Source organism: Propionispira raffinosivorans DSM 20765, assembly GCF_000381065.1.
Taxonomy (GTDB): Bacteria; Bacillota; Negativicutes; order Selenomonadales; family Selenomonadaceae; genus Propionispira; species Propionispira raffinosivorans.
On sequence record NZ_KB905843.1, the window covers coordinates 46,868 to 66,591 of the forward strand.

Genomic DNA, 19,724 nt, shown 5'->3' on the forward strand with positions numbered 1-19,724 from the left:
CACAGGATCATTTGATGATACTATTTACGAATACTTTTACAACGAAATCAGCCATTTTGTCTTCGATATTCGACAGGTAAACAGCCTAGTTCTTTTTTAAATAATTGACTGAAATATTTTGCATCGCTATACCCCACTTTTGCTGCAATATCAGAAACTTTAACATTTGTATTTTTTAGCAAGTTCTTTGCATAGGCAAGCCTCTTGTTCTTTATATATACACTAAAGTGACAACCTACTTCTTTGTAAAATTGCGTTCCCAAATACTCGGGAGTTATTTTAAGTTCTAACGATATTTCACCTAAAGATCGATTCAATGACAACGGCGAACTGAGTATATCACACACACGCTGAATCAATGGTGTAAAATCTTCTCCATTTGTAAGCATTTCCTCTTCATTACTATAGTGATCGTCTATTTTAGCTAGTACATCAATCAAATAATTGACCGATATAGGTTTTAAAATATATTCTGTCACTCCAAAAGATATAGCCTTTTGTGCATAGGAAAAATCTGCAAATGCACTTAGGATGATAACCTGTGACATAATTTTCCCTTGGCGCATCTGTTTTATCATTGATAAACCATCCATTATTGGCATTTTTATATCTGTTATAACTAAATCTGGTACATGTTTTTTGATCATACCCAAACCAACACAGCCATTTTCCGCAGTCGCAACCACCCTATATGAAGGTTTTAACCGCCCCAGAAGATTTACTAAGCCTTCACGGCTTCTAATTTCATCTTCGACGACTATAATTTTCATCAATGCCCCTCCTCAATTGGAATCCCAATAGATATGCTCGTTCCGTGCTTTATTTCGCTTTCAAATTTTATTATGACCTTATCTTGATAATAAAATTTGAGACGATTAAAAACATTGTAGAGACCAATCTTACCTTTTATCGGAAGTTGTGGGTTTTCTGCCATTTTTATTATGTTTGCCAAAACATCTGCCGGCATACCACTACCGTTATCCTTAATACTGATATACAACAGATTATCCTGTGTCCAAATCTTCACATCAATCCAATTCATTTCATTGATTTCTTTTAATCCATGTAAAATGGCATTTTCAACAAAAGGTTGCAGAATCATTTTATAGATTATGCAGTGTTCCGCATCTTCACTCAAACTAATTTGATAATCAAAGCTTCCCTTAAAACGCATCTGCTGTAAATGCAGATAACGGTGTAACCAGACAATTTCTTCTTTTATCGGAACCGGTGCATTAATATCAGCTATAGAATAGCGTAAAATCTGCGCTAATGAATGCACTGCATCGCTAATCTGGTATTCTCCGGCATCAATGGCCATCCAATTCACCATATCCAGGCTATTATACAGAAAATGAGGATTGATCTGCATCTCTAAAGACTTTATCTCATAGTCCTTTTGCTGCTTCGTAATGTATTTTATCTGCGCGATGAGTTCGTTGATATGCAACAGCATATGGTTGAAATTCTGGTAAATCATGTATATTTCCGTAATAATTGGCATACGATTATTCATCATAACTTTACCACATTCAGAAATTTTCATATTTTTGATCAGACGATTCAATGATTCGAACACAGTTTTATTTATAAAAAATATTATACTTCCCAATAAAATCGACATTGCTAAAATAATCAATGCGGTCATTTGATATTGTTTATTTATGTAGTTCATAATATTACTTGTATCAGACACACGAATGAATTTCCAACCGATGTTTTCATCATTTAAAAACTGCACATCAATGTTGTCTCCCTGCATTAAATTATTATTTTTGACAAACCCCTTACAAGCAGACCTTATATCATGGCTATCTGTACTCAGTAAATTTTTTCCTATAAACTCAGCTTGAGGAAAAGACACAATATTATTGTTTTGATCAACAATAAAACAAAATCCTTGATTCGAAGGAATAGCCTGGGAAGATAAAGTGACATTACTAATCTTATTTAACACATCCGCATTGATACTCAAAATAATAATTCCTTTTTTATGTTTTACATCCTTGTAGTCCATAATCGAATGTGCAATATGGCAATAATAATAAATTTGGCCGGAAAAGTCTGCACTGGATTTTGTGGAAAACATATTCGTCTTATCCATACTCAACGTTTGTTTATAAATATGTGCTATCGGAATTGATGAATCCTTAAGCCAACTTGTTTCTGTATGATACCCTTTTAAACGATCAAAAAAGAAAATTTTTCCACTATCCGTTATAACGGAAACTGCTTGTATGTAGGATTGCCCATAAATAAATGTACTTAAAGCATTCGTAAGTTCTATACGGTTTTTTTCTGTTTCATGCCCATTGTTGATATTATCAATAATGGCAATAATGGTTCGATCTGTGTAAATTTGATAAAGCATGTAATCGTATGCCGCTAAAGTCATTTGCAAGCTTTTTTGAGTCTGCATAAGATTTTGCTGTGAAAAATCATCCATTGTATGTTTGATCATATTAATATTATTGTAATAAGACATAATATTAATAAATATAATCGGCAAAATAAATAAGAACAAAAAAGTATAAATTAAAATATATTTGATTGAAAACAATGGTTTATTTCTGCTAAAATTGGGGCGCCACATTATGACCATCTCCATTACTGCAAGAAAAAATTTTTAACCATATTTACTTTATTTCAATACGTTGCAATAATTTTTCCTTTAATCCTTCGGCTTAAGGAAACTCGTTCGTTCAAACATAATCCAGTTATTACATACTATTGTATTTGCCGTACTTTCATAAAATACATTTATGGTCTCAAAAAGCAGGCATTGATTAGGCATGCCTGCTTTTTATTCTATAAATGTATATACCTATCATAATCCGTAAACAGCAAATACTTTGCTTCAACATCCTCATCTATTTCTGGCAACCGAGACTTTGCCTGGTAAAAGCGATTATCGATTCGATCATCGTTCGTTGTCGATACCTCAAATAAGACGATATCCCCGCTTCCAGGAACACCTTGCCATTGATGATATTGCCCCGGTCTTAATGTAATGCTCTGTCCCGGTTCAAGAAAAAGTTCGCTGCCTGCTTCAACAACAACTTTCTTACCATCAACACTGACCGTCACTGGCGAATTACAAAAGCCTTCTTTTTTATCTGAATTATATATTTTAATTTTAAGGATTCCTCCGCCTCGATTAATAATATCTTCCATTTTACTCCAATGAAAATGAAATGGTAAGATTTGTCCATCTTTGACAAACAATAACTTTTCCGCATACGGCTTCGGATACGTTTCTTTTTTCTGAAAATTCCCATTACGAAATGTAAATATAGTTAGTCCAATATGATCAAAGTCTCCTGTGCCAAAGTCTGTAACATCCCAGCCCAACATATTATCTACAATCTCACGCTGATTTTCGCCAATTGATTGCCAGTCCTTAAGTTTATAATAAGCAAAAGGTGGCAAAGGAAATTTGTAATTTTCCGTTACATTTATCGTATAATCTACTATATCATTCAATTCTGAACGTTTCAAGAAATCTCCTCCTTGATTATATTATTTATTCATCATACGAGAACGCATTGTTTTGGAATAAGCAGAAAATGCGACTGCACCAATTAAAACAATCCCTTTAACAAATTGTTGCACATAATCATTAATATTACACATGATCATACCCGTTCCCAAAACACCCATGATCAAAACGCCGATAACTACCATGCCGATGCGTCCTTCTCCGCCCATAATGTTAACCCCAGCTAACACCACTGCTGTTATTGCATCCATCTCATAACCCAAGCCAGCTGCCGGTTGTCCACTATTTGTTCTTGAAAGCAGTACCAGTCCAGCTAAACCAGACAGTAGCCCACTGACAGCATAAGCAAAATATTTTATACGCACGACATTTACTCCCGAAAGACGTGATGCTTCTTCATTGCCGCCCACACCATACAGATATCTACCCATGCATGTTTTTTCTAGGCTAATAAAAGCTACGATAAATACTGCCGCTGCAAGGATTACTGGATAGGGAAGCAGCCATAAAGTGCTGCTGGCAAAAGAGCCAAAATTATCATTGAATCCAAAGACTGGCATTCCATCTGTTACAATATATGCCAATCCTCGCAATGAAGTCATTACACCTAATGTGACAATTAAGGCTGGTATATTGAAGTGGGTTATGAAGAATCCGCTAATCGCTCCATATACAAGAGAAATCAGTAATACGATAATACAAGCCGGCACAATTGGCACACCATGCATCATTAAAATTGCAGCCGTAACTGCCGATACTCCCGCAATAGACCCCACCGACAAATCAATTCCACCCGTTAGCATAACATACGTCATCCCAACAGAAATAATTCCGATGATAGATACTTGTTTTAAAATCGTAAATATCGTCGACAATTTCATGAAATTTGCCGTGGCAAAGGAAAAACTGATCACCAATAAACACAAGATTAATATAATTCCATAATTTAGCAACCAACGTACTACATTGTTGCGTTCCATAATAACCCCTCCATTGTTAATGAATTGATGCTAACTCTAAGATCTTTTCCTGAGAAAATTCTTTTTTATCGAGTTCTCCAGCAATATTGCCTGCACACATTACAATAATCCGATCTGACATGCCAATCAATTCTGGCATATCAGAACTTATCATGATGATGCTTTTCCCCTGATCCACAATTTTGCACATCAACTGATAAATTTCGTATTTAGCACCAACGTCAATGCCTCTTGTTGGTTCATCAAAAATCAATATATCACATTCTGTAGAAAGCATTTTCCCCAAAACAACTTTTTGTTGATTTCCTCCAGATAAATTACGCACCAATTGGTCCACACCAGGAGTCTTGATATTGAGTTCATGTATATATTTATCTACATAAGCACGTTCTTTTTCCGGCTGTATATAGGAAAACATCTTCTGACAGCAGCGATCCAAGACGCTATATACAATATTATCCTTTATACTAAGCCCCAGAATAACCCCCTGATTCTTTCTATCTTCTGGAATTAATCCAATTCCAGAAGATAGAGCATCACCCGGCAAATGCGGTTTATATGCTTTGCCTCGCAAGAGCATATTGCCACTTTCATAAACATCTGCGCCAAAAAGAACCCGGGCTAATTCCGTTCGACCTGCACCAACAAGACCCCCAAAGCCTAAAATTTCACCTCGATGAAGATCAAAAGAAATATTTTTAACTCTGTAATTTGTTAAGTCCTCAACTTTTAAAATAACCTCACCACAATTGCTGTTTGGTTTTGGATAGTCATCCGCCAAGGCTCGACCTACCATAAAGGAAATAAGCTGCTTTTTGTCTATTTCCTTTACTGTTTTCGTTGTAATATATTTTCCGTCACAAAAAACGGTAACTCGTTGACAGAGTTCAAAAACCTCTTCCAAGCGATGTGAAATAAAAATTATTGTTACTCCATCTTTTTGCAGCTTTTTAACAATACCAAAAAAAATATTTGTTTCATTGATTGTCAATGGAGCTGTAGGTTCATCCATAATAAGCAGTTTTGCTTTTCTGGACACAGCTTTCATAATTTCCACAATCTGTTGATATGCCACACCTAAATCGCAAACTCGATCTTCTACATCTATATCAACGCCCATTTCCACACAGAGTTTTCTAGCCACTTCATTCATTTTTTGCATATCACGAAATATACCTTTTTTTAATTCTCTACCAAAAAAGATGTTTTCAGCTACCGACAAATAAGGAATTAAACTAAATTCTTGATAAATCACACTGATGCCTAATTCCATCGCCTCATGCGGTGTAAAATGATCATATTTTTTTCCCGCGAATTCTATGCTTCCTTTCGTCGGCGTATTCGCACCCGTAAGAATTTTTATAAAGGTTGACTTACCCGCCCCATTTTCACCACAAATCGCATGTGTATCACCTTCGTAAATTTCAAAATTAATATCATCCAAAGCTTTTACCCCCGGATAATATTTTGCGATATGATTAATTTTGAGTATCGGTTTTTCCATTACCACCCCTCCTAAAAATAAAATGTGCACGCTACTGGCAGACAAGCATGCACATTTTATTACAAGCTTCAGCCTTTCGGTACGTATTTACCGCTAAGCAAGTCTTCGACTGGAACTGGAACCGGTGCAAAAATTATAGTTTCCTGCTGCGCCGGAATACCTTCTCTGATATATTTAATCAATGTTTTAGCACTTTCATAACCAGCCTTGTATGGGAACAAGTCAACGGTGCCTCGGTAAATAGAATTTGGTTTTTTCATTGCCGCTAAGCATTCTGCCGTTGCATCACCGGAAAATACCGCTCTATCATCACCAGAAATATTGGCTGAAACCATTGCTTGGTATCCGCCAAGTCCCCCAGAGTCATTTGTTGCGACTACAACATTGAGATCTGGATGCTGCTGCAAAACACTTTCAATGATCTTCATGCCAAGTTCCGGAGTATCACCCGCCTGTCTAGCAACAATTTCAACGTTCGGACACATTGTTTTTATAGTTTCTTCCACGCCATTTCCTCTAGGAATTACAGAATCCACATTATCCTGAGAAATAATTGCTACTTTCACCTTTGGATTTGAGGCTAAATTTTTGTTGATCCATTCTGCTGCCTGTTTACCAATAAATTCACCATACGTATGTTCATCAACAATATACCGCATATTCGTATTATCTTGGCTCTGCGCAACACAGCTCGTCGCAATACCAGCAGCTTTTGCTTTTTCTACAATATCTTTTGTTGCATTTTTATCAATAGGAGCTAGCATAATAGCACTATACCCTGCATTTACAAGACTCTCCATGTCGCTAACCTGTTTATCGACTTTATATTGCGAGTCTATAGTCAATGCATCAACGCCCTCTTCTTTACAGGCATCCTCAAATCCCTTTTTTACTGAAACAAACCAAGGATTTCCTAAATTCATACAAACAAAGCCCAATTTGATCTGCTTATCCGTTTTACTCGAACCTGATGTATTTTCTGTCGATCCAGAAGATGTACCGCACCCCGTCAGCAGGGAACTGATTGCAAATAAACAAGTCATTAAAAGTAAAAAATTTTTTTTCATTACTTTCTTCATCTCCCTTTTTAAATTTATAAAATCACTAACTATCATCATGATAGTTCCATTCGCGTGTTTTTTGAAAAAACACGCAGAACGTCTTTGGCATGCTCTTCCATCGCCTCCGTTCCCCAAGCAAAAATATCATGATAATAGGGAATCCCCTTTGCTTCCTGAAGTTTATCTCTGACCTTTTCTCCAGCATATTTCGCCATATATGTATAATAATTAATTTTTCTTATACCTGAAGATATTGCCTTCTGATAGTCATCAAAAGATACGCCCGAGCCGCCATGCATGACTAATGGAATTTTTATCAAGCGTGAAATCTCTTTTACTCGGGAAAAATCCAATAGAGGTTTTTCTTTATAAATTCCATGGGCTGTCCCAAAAGCACAAGCTAATGCATCAATCTGAGTACTTTCAACAAAAATTTTAGCAGTCATCGGATCTGTATACATATGTTCCATTGTTTTAAAATAAATTTCATTTTGGCCACCTTCTCTATTGATAATACCAATTTCAGCTTCAACTGAAACATTATATTTCCGCGCCATCTGCACAACTTTTTTTGTATTTTCTACATTTTCTTCATAAGGCAGTAACGAACCATCATACATCACTGAGGTGAATCCTAGTTTCATTGCTTTTTCTAGCAAAGTTATACTTTTTCCATGATCCAAATGAACACAAACTGGTACTTTTGCTCGTTTTGCCATATAAAGCATGATTGGACCAATTATATCAATAGGTATCAAATTCTCATGAACTTCGGCATGCATAAGGATTACGGGGCAGCCTAGCACTTCAGCTGCATTCAGCACACCTAAAATCGATTCTAAATTCGGTGTATTAAAAGCTCCTACGGCAACTTCTTCTCTTTGCGCACTTTCTAAAACATCACTTAATTTAGCCAGCATAAAATCCCACCTACCTTACTGTTTTTAATAAGTTATATAACTTTTTGTATTTTTCATATTGTTCAGAATATTGTTTCGTATAGTCTTTACGAGCCTTATACTTATGCGCCATATGAACGAACTTTTTTGCTGCATCTTCAATGTTTTTGTATTGTCCTAAAGCAACTGCTGCAAGCATAGCTGAGCCGACAGTTCCAGCTTCATCCCCTTGTACGGATATAAGCTCTTTATTTAACATATTTGCCTTAATTTGCATCCAAAGAGCAGATTTAGCACCACCACCCGTTGAATGCAAATAATTCAACTTAATTCCCGCTTTTTCCAAAAACATTATATTGCCAAGCATTTCATATGCCACACCTTCCATCAATGATTTATAAATATCTTTTGCTGTATGCGACAAAGACAACCCGATTATAGCACCTTTTGCGCCTCCATCCATGTAGGGTGTAGCCGCACCATTAAAATGAGGAACAACCAATATATTTCCCGGGACTGCCTCGATGTCTTCTTCCAGTAAAGAATAACTATCTGTTTGTTTTTTCTCTGCCAAAATTATTTCATATTTTGCAAAATTATCTTTATACCATTTTATCAAAGATCCACCAGCGAATGAAAACGCATAACAGACATATTTATTGGGTATGATGTATGGTACAATTGCGATTCCACCTTCGGACAAAATATCACTATCAGGAAACCCCTCTATTACAGGGGTTATACATTCTACTGTTCCAGCACCATCCACTGCACTTCCTTCTGCAAATATCCCACACCCTACTGCGGCAGCAACTTGATCATGACATCCTGTTACAATTATTATATTGTCCGAAATCCCCCATCGTTCTGACAGTTCACTTTTAATCTTTCCAGCAGGAGTTCCCGATGGAACTGGTCGTGACAATAACTTTTCACTGATTCCACTATAATTCAAAAGTTCCTGATCCCACCGTTTTTCTTTTATATCAAAAGCGAGTGTGCGTGCCGCTATAGAATAATCAATCTGTAAAGTTCCAGTAAGCATATACACAATATAATCTTGAATCAAAAGTATATGTGCCGTCTTGCGAAAAATATCTGCATGATGCTGTTTTATCCACATCAATTTAGGCAAGGAAAACATGTAATGTATCTTCGCGCCCGTGACAGCTGCGACTTTTTTAAAATCAAAATCTTTCATCATTTGAGTGGCTTGTTCACTCCCCCGAATATCCGTATACATGAGTACCGGAAATAGCACTTGGTCCATCTCATCCAATAAAACGAATGATTCACCAAAAGAAGTAACCGTTATTGCCTCTATATTCCCGATTTTTTGTGCAGCAATTATAATAGATTTTCGAACAGAACTCCATATGTCATTTGCATCGATTTCTTCTTGTTCCTGATAACGCTTGCCAGCATAGTTTTGATGTACTTTAAATATATATTGACCATTTTCATCATATACAATAATTTTACATCCACTTGATCCAATATCGATGCCTGCTACAGCCATAGTTTCTTCCTCCCATCTCTCTGCTTTCATTATATGTATAAATGTAAAATTATAAAACGCAGAATTTTCTAATAATAGTAGGAAAAATCCAACCTCTGTGTATTGTCGTGGAAATATTCGCAAAATTCATCATAGCTTTGAACTATTTAGTTAACGAATTTCCGGAATTTTTCTCGACACTATTCTATACAATAAAAGCAATTAAGACAAGAGGTTACTAATATTGCACCTATACACAAAAACCTTTAACCTCCTTCATTATAAACAAGTCATGAATTTAAATTCTATTTTTACGCAAAAAAAAGGCTCCGCACAAACTAGACGAAGCCTTAAAATTACTACTGGCAGATAGATTTGACCCACGCACCTTGCAGCACTATTGAATCATCCGCTAATCATGCCTCACTCAAACACCTTTTATCCAAAACTCAAAATGTTTATCTTCATTTTTTTTCATGTATTCTTCCAAAACAGGTGCCCCCCAGGAATCATCACCGCCTACACCACACATTCCCAGCGAAGCTCGAACGAAGGTATGGTGAATTTGGGGAAGATCATAGGCATGACGCGCATTTTCCAATTCATGCACTGTATATGGCAAGGCCGAGGCTTCAAAAGGCAATGGAGCAAATAAACGCAAGCCACGTCCGCGGCGATCTGTTGCTTCAATCCAGCGAACACCACAATGATTTCCACTTTCTTGAGGACGCAGATACGGTTGAATTTCCTTTTGGGTTGTTGTAGCAAAAAGTCCCAAACGTGCCCCTGCTTGACGGTCAATATAATTATCCTCTGGTCCATATCCATAATAACGAATCTGATCATAGTCGCACGGCAAGGTAAAAATCAACGAAAAGTCAGGAACTTCCGGTAATCCTTCAACCTTTTCATAATCCATTTCCACTTTAACCGTCCCTGAGCCATCTACCGTATATGTCACACAACAAACAGATATCGGTGCCGTTGCCAGTTCATAGGTAAATCGGACAGCAATATGATCTGTATCGTATTCGGCATTACCCTTTTCACCAAAAAATTTCAACTTTTCATTTTTTCCCGCAGAGTTGCTATTCTCGATTATTTCAACACCAATGCAACGCTTGTAAAGGCTGGCTAGTTTCCATTGCGCACACTGATTCATTAACTGGTTTCCATAGTCGTTATCAATTGGAGCTCGCCAAAAATTAGGTTGTGGCATTTCCTCAATGAGTTCCACCCCATTATATTTATAAGAAACCAAATTCCCCTGCGCACTGGAAAACATAACGCTAAAGCCTTGACCAAGTACACCAAGATTAATATCGCTTTGAACAACATGTAACACGTTTTTATTTGCAACCGGTATCACAGTGGGCAAATTTTCCGAACCAAACAACCATGCATCAACAGCCATATTATTTTCTATATCATAATTTTTTTGATGGAACAGCCCCTGTCCAAACGCAACCTCATGTCCACATGGAGCCCATTTTCTTTTTTCTGGCAAACGAAGCATTGCCGTAATGGCATACTCACCAATACCGTACTTAGGCAAATTCAAAGCAATTTCCACACAATCTCCCGGTTCTACTGCTGGAGCTGGCATAACGTTCGACCAAACCAGCTGCCCATCACGATACATTTCCAAGAACAGTTCATATTCGTTTACATTCGTAAATAAACTTTTATTTTGAATTTTTAGCTGCGTTTCCGAAGGGTTTAATAGAATATCTTGATAATTGTATTTTACAGCTTGTAACTTACTCGTTATTTTGCGATCCGCAAAGACAATCCCATTGCCGCAAAAATTATAATCACTTGGACGATCACCATAATCGCCGCCATAGCACAAAGTTTCCTGACCATAACGATCACGATCCCATATCGCCTGATCAACAAAATCCCAAATAAATCCGCCTTGATAAAGTTCTTCCTCATCAGTCAGTTCCGTATACTTATGCATACCACCGTTACTATTTCCCATAGAATGTGTATATTCACAACAAATAAAAGGTTTATCACGATGCTCTTGTAAAAAGCTGCGAATTTCCATTGCTTTAGGATACATTTGGCTTTCCATGTCACTGGTAGCATTATAGCGGCGGTCCCAGCGAATTCCTTCATAATGAACCAATCGCGAAGCATCCCGCTGATGAAAGTACTCTGTCATTTGAAAAATATTTTTACCACCATAAGATTCATTACCACATGACCATATAAGAATCGACACATGGTTTTTATCTCGTTCCAGCATAGCAGCCGCGCGCGCCAATACAGCAGCGGACCATTCTTTATGATCATTTGGCACCGTATTTTCATCCTCTATAGGTTGTCCATTTTTTTGCCAAGACCCATGTGTTTCCAAATTAGTTTCATCAATGACATAAAGTCCATACTTATCGCAAAGTTCATAAAAATGGCTGTTATTCGGATAATGAGATGTACGGACTGCATTGATATTATACTGCTTCATAAGAATGATATCTTTTTCAATCTCTGCCGGATTAATGGCACGACCACGATAACAATCAAATTCATGGCGATTCGTTCCCTTGAATACAATCCGCTTTCCATTGATTTTCATGATATTTCCATCCATTTTAAATTCGCGAAAACCAATATTTTGCGGTATAACTTCCAGCAAATTTCCCGCAGAATCAAAAACACGAAATAATGCCCGGTAAAGGTATGGCTTCTCTGCACTCCAAAGTTGCAGCCCCCTTAATTCTGCAGAAAATTCCCCCTTGTCTTCCAAGATTTTTTCTTGCATTGCCTCTAAGATACATTTTCCCTGTTCATCAAAAAGCTGTAGCTGCAATTTTTTTTCATTCGAGGTATTCCATTGATATTCGACTATCAGCCGACCATCCTGATAGTTATGAAATAATTCAGTATGCACGAACAAATCATCTAAATGTATCGCTGGTTTCGTATAGAGAGCAACCTCACGAAAGATTCCACTGAACCGCCAAAAATCTTGATCTTCCAGCCAGCTGCCACTTGAAAAACGATACACCTGCACCGCTAATTTATTTTCTCCATCCTTTACATAAGGAGTTAAGTCAAAATCTGCTGGCGTAAAGCTATCTTCACTATAGCCTACAAACTCACCATTGAGCCAAACAGCAACTGCTGACTCTACTCCCTGAAAGGATATATAAAGCGTATTCCAATTTTCCGGTTTCGAAAAATATTTTACATAAGAAGCCGTTGGGTTATCAGACTGATGAATTTCTCCGGGTTGTACCAGTTCTTTGCCATCCCAGGGATATGTTGTATTCGTATAATGTGGTTTACCATGGTTCTCCATTTGTATATGCGCTGGCACTCTGATCGTATCCCAAGCACGACAATCAAAATCAGGCAGTTCAAACCCTTGTAGGCGTTGCGAGAGATTTTTCGCATAAGAAAAATACCATAAACCATCCAGTGACTGTTTAAACGATGACTGCCCCAGCGTCAGTTCCATCATATCGGCAAAATAAGAATGATCGCTATGTGCTGGCAGCCTCCTGTCAGCAAAATATTCTGGATCCGTCAGGTTTAATATGTCAAAAGATTTTTTTTTCATTAAAATACACCTCTTATCATTTATATTCCCATTCACTTCATATTGATTATTTATTGATCGTGTCCCAGTTCTGTTCAAGGTCTTTAACAATTTTCGCATGTTCTGTTTCTGTCAGAGTAACTTTCCTTTTATAAATAAAGGTAGCTATAAGCATGAGAACAAAAGGAACAGCGAACATTACAATTTGAAAATTCATTAAGTTGCTAAGCGTAATGCTTGCTGCTGTAGCCTTACCTGTCATTCCTACCCAAATAGCTGTTATCCCGATAACACCACTAGTGATTGCACCAGATAATTTATCAATCAATGGTCTAACGCATAAAACAAGGGCTTCATCGCGATGACCTAGTTTTAATTGACCATATTCAACTGTATCCGTAATGGTCATGAGTACTACTAAAAAGATCAATGGTTGTGGTAAAGAAAATAAACCAGCGGCAATTAATGTTAAGATTACACTTTGTCCAGCAAAAGCATAAAGTATTAATGCAATTAACATAATTATAATAGAATAAATAAATAATTTACGTCTGGTAAATTTCTGAGTTAACGTCGGGAATAAAGCAACTGCCAATAAGCCAATAATGACATTGATTACACCTAAAAAAGAAAACTGCGTAGAATCACCTAACACATAAATAAAATAATATAAATTAAAATTATTTACAATATTTTGACCTAAGCCAAAAATAAGATAGGCACAAGCAATCCATAAGAGCTGATCATTTTTTAATAAGATAGAAAACACGTCTTTGAAAGATGTTTCCGTCTTATTTTCACGAAGTGTAGAGGTTCCCTCTTTTGTGCCAAGTCCAAGGATAATAGCACCTAATGTCGCAATACCACCACCAATGACAGCGAAAGCAAACCACCCATTGGCATCGCCGGCTCCACCATTTGGATTTAAAGAAAAGTGTAAAACAATTGGAATAACGAGAATAGTTACAAGCTGTCCACCAAATACAGAGCCAATTCTGGCAAATGTTGCTGTAATTTCTCGTTCTCTGGAGTCAAAAGAAAGCGCTGGAATCATAGACCAGATAGCTACATCTTTTGCCGAATAAAAAATGTCCATAATTAAATACAAGACTGCAAACAACACTAAATAAAGTATTGGGTTAGATGCTGTTAGTCCCCCTATATCCGTAAACAAAATAGCCAAAGTAATCGCTGCAATAAATGCACCAATTATAACCCAAGGCTTAAATTTTCCCCATCTGGTTTTCGTTTTATCAATCGTATTCCCAATAAACGGATCAATAAAAAGTTCGCCAATACGTAATACAAGAATGATCGTAGTTACAATACCAATCATATATTCGTTATAATTTTGGTTATTTGTATTGAATAAGTTACTAGTCACAAATATCATAAAATATGTACCTATCATGGCATAAAAAAAATCATGTCCAAACGTACCACTGGCATATGCTATACGAGTCCAAAATTTGCTCTTACTGTTTGAATTTGACACTGTAACGCCTCCCGCTATAATCTTACTTTTTCTTAACCTAATTCCTCTTGTTTCTCTTATCTTTGTATCGCATTTATATATTCAATAATCCCATCGACGATTTTATCTAATGAAATTTTACTAGTATTTACAACCAAATCATAATTAGAGCCTACGCCCCATTTTCTACCTGTATAATACTGATAATACCCCGCTCTTTTTTCATTTTCAGCATCTAATTCTTTCAAAGATTTACCATTATAAGTTTCAGTCCCTCTTTTTTCTCTATATGCATCATCCGCACAAACAAAAACAGAAAAATGATTGGGATCCTTCTCTAAAACATAATCAGCACAACGACCTAAGATAACACATGATCCATCTTGAGCCAGTTTTCTAACTACACTCGTTTCAGCTAAGAACAGGCCTCGGCTAGAGTTTCCCATATGACTACCAAAAGAATGAAATGGTATAAAACTTAAAGATAATGGTTGCACTTGATTCTCCAACTCTAACAAATCACTTTCACTCAAATCATTAATCCCTAACTTGGCTGCTGCGATATGAATGATTTGTCTATCATATAGTTTAATATTTAATTTTTCTGCTAATTTGGTTGCTAGCTCACGTCCACCACAACCATACTGCCTACTAACGGTTATCACAACTTTTTCATTCATAAAAAATCACCTCATCTTATTTTTTAGTCAATACCAACAAATTATTTATTGTATCTTTTTTCATTTGCCATAGTAAACGTTTTCTTTTTATTAAGCAAGTTTACCTTATCAAATTAAGCCACCTGGTACAAAACTTCACACTACTTCGACACCAAGCCGAGAATTGATCTACTTTTAAAAAGCAAACGTTTTCTTTGACAGCTTTCATTTTACACTCACCATAATCTAAAATCAACATTATTTTTGTAAAAATGTTTTTTTTCTGAAAATATCGTTATTTAATGCACTCACAACTGCATCATAATCAAACAACCTTTTCACACAAATTAGCCCGCTAAGGCTGCTTTCAGGCTAGGGAATCATTTTCTAAGTGGATATATTCCCGACCTAGTCTCAGAATATATTTTGTATTTAATAATTCTGAAAAACCCTCTGTACATTCTTTCAGTCTATCCATCAAATAACCTTTCTAACAAAAAACAAGAAAAGACCGTCTGCTTCCAAACGACCTTTTCTTATATTATTTAGTTAGCGGAATATGAAGGCCACTTGCGATAAGACACATGGCCATTTGATTTAAACTTACACCTTCATCTTTTGCGCACGCAGCTAAATTTCTATGCAAACTCTTAGGCAATCTTAGATTAAATTTACCACTAAAATCATCGTCATGAACTGGTTCTAGAATATCTATCCCGGCCTCCAAAGCAGTTTCAATCCACCCCTTCTTTGCATCCTCCAGCATATCTAATAATTCGGCTTTTGTTTCGGCCTGCGCAATACATCCTTTTAGATCCGGAATATATCCAACATAGCCGCCCTTAGAAGATGATTCTATAATTTCTTTATAAGGTAATTTCATATAATACTCTATATTTTTTTTCATGCTTTTCACTTCTTTCTATCGTGATATTTATAATAAACTTAATAAGCCAAAGTTTAACAAAGGCTCGCACAGTTTTAGGGTTGTTCCTGATTCGCTGCAAAAATTTTTTATCTGACTCAATAGGACGCCTCCTCGTCATCTAAACAGTACCATATATGATACCATCCTACAAATATTTATTCCATATATAAAAGAACTTCAACGAAAAGAATCTGCGCTATGCCAATTTGGAATTACGCTATCCCAGAGTCGTCCAAGAGTCAGTAACAACACCCCATATTCAGGGGCAATGTTCCAAAACGTGCAACTACTATTCAGACAAAAAAACTTCAAATTTGACTTGGCCATTCATCTACAGTGATCATGCCACACAATCGTTAATCTTTCTATTACAACATAGGAAAATACCTCAAAAAGTGCAGGCTGTCAAATAGGCTGTCAATAATGTAATTGATTCCAGAAAAAAGCACATAAAAAAGGCTCCACGCAAGCCACGCGAAGCCTTGAAATTACTACTGGCAGAGAGGGTGGGATTCGAACCCACGGTACCTTGCGGTACAATTGATTTCGAGTCTCTTAAAATTAGCACTTCGTTATATTTTTATTGATTTTACTGGGTTTATAAAGCAATATTTTCCTAAAAAATTCACACTTCGTTATATTTTCATATAGAAATACCCACTTACTGCACCCTTATTGCACCCTAAAAATCAGCAAAAGCGAAAAGGTAATCTATGCATAATTATATAGATTACCTTTTCGCTTTTTTAGGAGTCAGCCGATCAAATTGCATGTCACTTTTTCCAGTTCCGATATGTACTTTCTCTTTATATAATAACGTCATTGATGTTTGTCGTGTCGTATAGTCATTATTCGTTTTCGGAAAAAATGATTTACAATATCGTAACCCCGCATCCGGAAATTCATCAAGAAACAGAGAAAGAATGTCCGGCAAAAACTCTGCACATTCTTTCAGTCTATCCATGAAAATATCCTTTCTAACATAAAATAAAAAGGTCCCGCTCACGCAGGACCCTTTTAGAACATTTTCTTTCAGCATTACTACCTATTCAAGTTGTGGTAAACGTTCAACCCTTATAGAGCTCCATAAAGCACTGCACCTTGAAACAACACTTTATATCAACACTACGATAAACACTCGACGTTGTTTACCCTTAATTTAATTATAACGGTCTCCACGAAAAATATCAATTAACTTTCACAGGAACTGGAGCTTCTGGTTTTTTATATTGTGACCGAATCGATTAAGACGTTATTACATAAAAACGTAACAAAAACAGCAACTAAGCAATAATTTTCTATAATTGCTGTTTCGTCTTTTTCAAAATTATTGTATCGTATATATTGGCTGTTTTGACCAATTATCATTTTCAATATTAAATTCATAAAAATTAAAACAACGTTGTCCATTTTTTTTAAGTTTATCGCGAATTATGTCAATAACAGAATATCGATCTGAAAATGATGTATTCCTCCCAAAAATAATTGAATTCAGTGCTGAAAAATCATAGCAAATTTTTGCATAGTCTTTCCCCATATTAGGTATTAATAAACGGTATTCTTCTTCATATTGCCAATCTACTGTTTTTTGTAAATAAGGACTTTTCATTAACTCTGGATCTATAGGACTCCCACACAATCTATTCTCAAAAATACTTAAAATATTAAATGCATTATCACCTTGATACAGCTTCTCGCGGTAATCAACTTTCTCAAAATATAAATTTTCGAATGAATTCCCCTTAAAGTGTATGCTTTTTTTCTTCCCATCGGAAATCAAATTATAACATAAACATATCCCTTTTTGTGCATTTGCATAATGTCCCCATAAAGAAGTATTATCATTTCTTTTAGAAAAAGATGCAATCCGAAACTGTGGTCGTGCAGATTCGTCAAATTTTCTAAAAATCATCCAGGAAGCATTATAAATGGCACCTGTAAAGCTTTCGGCTATAGTTTTTTCAAAACAAAACAATTTCCAGTTCTCTTGAATGTATTTTTGTATTATATATACTGCTTCAACGTTTTGCAAAGCATCTTGTGGACGTATAAAGTTATGAATACCCGTTATTTTATTGTCAATAATATCTTCAACCAACTTTTTTGCGCTATGATAAATAGCATTCATGCTTTCAATTTGATCGGTTGCTGCCCCTAAATATTTGTCTACATTGAATGCTATAAACCAATAAATATACGGGTGTAAAAGATATTGAAAGCAAAAAACGATTCCAGCATTCGTATAATAAACCTCTGATTTCCCCATTTCTTCGACTATTTTCTGAATGAGTTCTGATTGAATAAAAAGATTTTCTATATCTAAAAGATCTTTTGGATCACTAAACCTACCAGGATAATTCTTTGTTAGATAATCATTGCAAACTTCTCTAAAATAAAATCGAAATACACCTATCCAATGTTCTTTTACCCCTTTATAAAAAGGGGTAATACTTCCTTCCATTGGATCGTTTAATTCTTCCATAGATGCAAAAAATATTTCCTGTTTTTCAAGTTCCTTATAATCTCCTAAAATACTTTTCATTGGTCGATAACGATATATTAATGATTGATCCACAAAACCCTCTCCATTCTAAAAGTATTGTCTATGCTTATCCACAGATTTTATTATCCAATGATTTTTTTAGTGGACATTTTAAGTGGCTACTGAATAGTTAAAAAGTGACATAAGAAAAGACCGTCTGCTTCCAAACGACCTTTTCTTATATTATTTAGCTAGCGGAATATGGAGGCCACTTGCGATAAGACACATAGCCATTTGATTTAAACTTACACCTTCATCTTTTGCGCACGCAGCTAAATTTCTATGCAAGCTCTTAGGCAATCTTAGATTAAATTTACCACTAAAATCATCATCATGAACTGGTTCTAGAATATCTATCCCGGCCTCCAAAGCAGTTTCAATCCACCCCTTCTTTGCATCCTCCAACATATCTAGTAATTCGGTTTTTGTTTCCGCCTGCGTAATACATCCTTTTAGATCCGGAATATATCCAACATAGCCCCCCTCAGAAGATGCTTCTATAATTTCTTTATAAGGTAATTTCATATAATACTCTATATTTTTTTTCATACTTTTCACTTCTTTCTATCGTGATATTTATAATAAATTTAATAAGCCAAAGTTGAACAAAGGCTCGCACACTTTATCAATCTTTTTCTTCCAATGCTTTTATAACCAACTTCACATAAAATTCTTTTACATACGGCTCTTTATACGGAATCGTCAATATCATCGGGATACCTGGTTTCGTATATGAATGATGGCTAGAACCCCCATTCGGCTGCCTACACTTAAACCCTGCTTTTTTTAAAATCTTTTCCAGTTCTTCAAATCGAACAGCTTTAGGGTTGTTCCTGATTCGCTGCAAAAGTTTTTCTATCTGACTCAATAGCACGCCTCCTCCTTGTCTAAATAGTACCATATATGATACCATTTTGTAAATATTTATTAGGAATTTTTTGGTTTCGGGTCTACTATCGATAAGCGTAAGGCAGTTATCGACCGTTAAGAGTGTGCTCGGCTTTCTAACTGGTTAAAATTCTTGGTACACTCTTAACTATCGATAACTGTGCTTATCGGTCGTAGACCAGTGTCCGAAGGACTGCCGGATTAAGGCTAGGGAATACGGGCGGCGGAAAAGGCAGGAGCCG

At 36.1% G+C, this 19,724-nt stretch carries 16 protein-coding genes; all 16 read right to left on the bottom strand.

All coding sequences use genetic code 11. The annotated features are described in order from the left end of the window. Positions 1 to 47: 47 nt before the first annotated feature. A complete protein-coding gene (locus F606_RS20620; RefSeq protein WP_019552819.1) occupies positions 48 to 770 on the bottom strand; it encodes a response regulator transcription factor in 723 nt (240 codons plus the stop codon). After that, a complete protein-coding gene (locus F606_RS0105195) occupies positions 770 to 2,485 on the bottom strand; it encodes a sensor histidine kinase (protein WP_211210034.1) in 1,716 nt (571 codons plus the stop codon). The genes F606_RS20620 and F606_RS0105195 overlap by 1 nt, the downstream gene beginning before the upstream one ends. Positions 2,486 to 2,808: 323 nt before the next feature. Next, positions 2,809 to 3,498 (bottom strand): D-lyxose/D-mannose family sugar isomerase, encoded by a 690-nt coding sequence (locus F606_RS0105200; protein WP_019552821.1) that lies wholly within the window; start codon positions 3,496 to 3,498, stop codon positions 2,809 to 2,811. Between the two features lie 21 nt (positions 3,499 to 3,519). Beyond that, positions 3,520 to 4,479, bottom strand: coding sequence for an ABC transporter permease (locus F606_RS0105205; RefSeq protein WP_019552822.1), 960 nt, complete (start codon positions 4,477 to 4,479; stop codon positions 3,520 to 3,522). Positions 4,480 to 4,495: 16 nt separating this feature from the next. Further along, positions 4,496 to 5,983, bottom strand: a complete 1,488-nt coding sequence (locus F606_RS0105210) for a sugar ABC transporter ATP-binding protein (RefSeq protein ID WP_019552823.1) — start codon at positions 5,981 to 5,983, stop codon at positions 4,496 to 4,498. A gap of 68 nt (positions 5,984 to 6,051) precedes the next feature. Continuing rightward, on the bottom strand, positions 6,052 to 7,050 hold the full coding sequence (locus F606_RS0105215) for a sugar ABC transporter substrate-binding protein (RefSeq protein ID WP_019552824.1): 999 nt from the start codon (positions 7,048 to 7,050) through the stop codon (positions 6,052 to 6,054). A gap of 47 nt (positions 7,051 to 7,097) precedes the next feature. Then, positions 7,098 to 7,964, bottom strand: a complete 867-nt coding sequence (locus tag F606_RS0105220) for a class II fructose-bisphosphate aldolase (RefSeq protein ID WP_019552825.1) — start codon at positions 7,962 to 7,964, stop codon at positions 7,098 to 7,100. A 10-nt stretch (positions 7,965 to 7,974) separates the two neighbouring features. Continuing rightward, positions 7,975 to 9,462 carry an FGGY-family carbohydrate kinase gene (locus F606_RS0105225; protein ID WP_019552826.1) on the bottom strand — a complete coding sequence of 496 codons (1,488 nt, stop codon included), beginning with the start codon at positions 9,460 to 9,462 and terminating at the stop codon, positions 7,975 to 7,977. Between the two features lie 406 nt (positions 9,463 to 9,868). Then, a complete protein-coding gene (locus tag F606_RS0105230; RefSeq protein WP_019552827.1) occupies positions 9,869 to 13,012 on the bottom strand; it encodes a beta-galactosidase, LacZ type in 3,144 nt (1,047 codons plus the stop codon). Positions 13,013 to 13,058: 46 nt separating this feature from the next. After that, positions 13,059 to 14,486, bottom strand: a complete 1,428-nt coding sequence (locus tag F606_RS0105235; RefSeq protein ID WP_019552828.1) for a glycoside-pentoside-hexuronide (GPH):cation symporter — start codon at positions 14,484 to 14,486, stop codon at positions 13,059 to 13,061. Between the two features lie 56 nt (positions 14,487 to 14,542). Further along, positions 14,543 to 15,145: a cytidylate kinase-like family protein gene (locus tag F606_RS0105240; protein ID WP_019552829.1), complete on the bottom strand. Its 603-nt coding sequence runs from the start codon at positions 15,143 to 15,145 to the stop codon at positions 14,543 to 14,545. A 520-nt stretch (positions 15,146 to 15,665) separates the two neighbouring features. After that, positions 15,666 to 16,031, bottom strand: coding sequence for a toxin-antitoxin system HicB family antitoxin (locus tag F606_RS0105245; protein WP_019552830.1), 366 nt, complete (start codon positions 16,029 to 16,031; stop codon positions 15,666 to 15,668). A 751-nt stretch (positions 16,032 to 16,782) separates the two neighbouring features. Next, entirely contained in the window at positions 16,783 to 17,016 is a 234-nt protein-coding gene (locus tag F606_RS0105250; RefSeq protein WP_154651106.1) for a hypothetical protein, read from the bottom strand. Between the two features lie 363 nt (positions 17,017 to 17,379). Next, complete coding sequence (locus F606_RS0105255) at positions 17,380 to 18,627, bottom strand: DUF2971 domain-containing protein (protein WP_019552832.1); 1,248 nt, start codon at positions 18,625 to 18,627, stop codon at positions 17,380 to 17,382. Positions 18,628 to 18,777: 150 nt separating this feature from the next. Beyond that, complete coding sequence (locus F606_RS0105260; RefSeq protein WP_019552833.1) at positions 18,778 to 19,143, bottom strand: type II toxin-antitoxin system HicB family antitoxin; 366 nt, start codon at positions 19,141 to 19,143, stop codon at positions 18,778 to 18,780. A gap of 76 nt (positions 19,144 to 19,219) precedes the next feature. Next, the gene (locus F606_RS0105265) at positions 19,220 to 19,462 is read right to left on the bottom strand and encodes a type II toxin-antitoxin system HicA family toxin (RefSeq protein ID WP_019552834.1); all 243 of its coding nucleotides are present in this window, start codon (positions 19,460 to 19,462) and stop codon (positions 19,220 to 19,222) included. Positions 19,463 to 19,724 lie beyond the last annotated feature (262 nt).

What these genes read in the sequence shown, in the direction of transcription:
- F606_RS0105250 (WP_154651106.1), bottom strand. Translation starts at nt 17,016, where the DNA reads ATGGATAGACTGAAAGAATGTGCAGAGTTTTTGCCGGACATTCTTTCT.
- F606_RS0105220 (WP_019552825.1), bottom strand. Translation starts at nt 7,964, where the DNA reads ATGCTGGCTAAATTAAGTGATGTTTTAGAAAGTGCGCAAAGAGAAGAA.
- F606_RS0105260 (WP_019552833.1), bottom strand. Translation starts at nt 19,143, where the DNA reads ATGAAAAAAAATATAGAGTATTATATGAAATTACCTTATAAAGAAATT.
- F606_RS0105215 (WP_019552824.1), bottom strand. Translation starts at nt 7,050, where the DNA reads ATGAAAAAAAATTTTTTACTTTTAATGACTTGTTTATTTGCAATCAGT.
- F606_RS0105240 (WP_019552829.1), bottom strand. Translation starts at nt 15,145, where the DNA reads ATGAATGAAAAAGTTGTGATAACCGTTAGTAGGCAGTATGGTTGTGGT.
- F606_RS0105210 (WP_019552823.1), bottom strand. Translation starts at nt 5,983, where the DNA reads ATGGAAAAACCGATACTCAAAATTAATCATATCGCAAAATATTATCCG.
- F606_RS0105225 (WP_019552826.1), bottom strand. Translation starts at nt 9,462, where the DNA reads ATGGCTGTAGCAGGCATCGATATTGGATCAAGTGGATGTAAAATTATT.
- F606_RS0105205 (WP_019552822.1), bottom strand. Translation starts at nt 4,479, where the DNA reads ATGGAACGCAACAATGTAGTACGTTGGTTGCTAAATTATGGAATTATA.
- F606_RS0105230 (WP_019552827.1), bottom strand. Translation starts at nt 13,012, where the DNA reads ATGAAAAAAAAATCTTTTGACATATTAAACCTGACGGATCCAGAATAT.
- F606_RS20620 (WP_019552819.1), bottom strand. Translation starts at nt 770, where the DNA reads ATGAAAATTATAGTCGTCGAAGATGAAATTAGAAGCCGTGAAGGCTTA.
- F606_RS0105195 (WP_211210034.1), bottom strand. Translation starts at nt 2,485, where the DNA reads ATGTCTTATTACAATAATATTAATATGATCAAACATACAATGGATGAT.
- F606_RS0105245 (WP_019552830.1), bottom strand. Translation starts at nt 16,031, where the DNA reads ATGAAAAAAAATATAGAGTATTATATGAAATTACCTTATAAAGAAATT.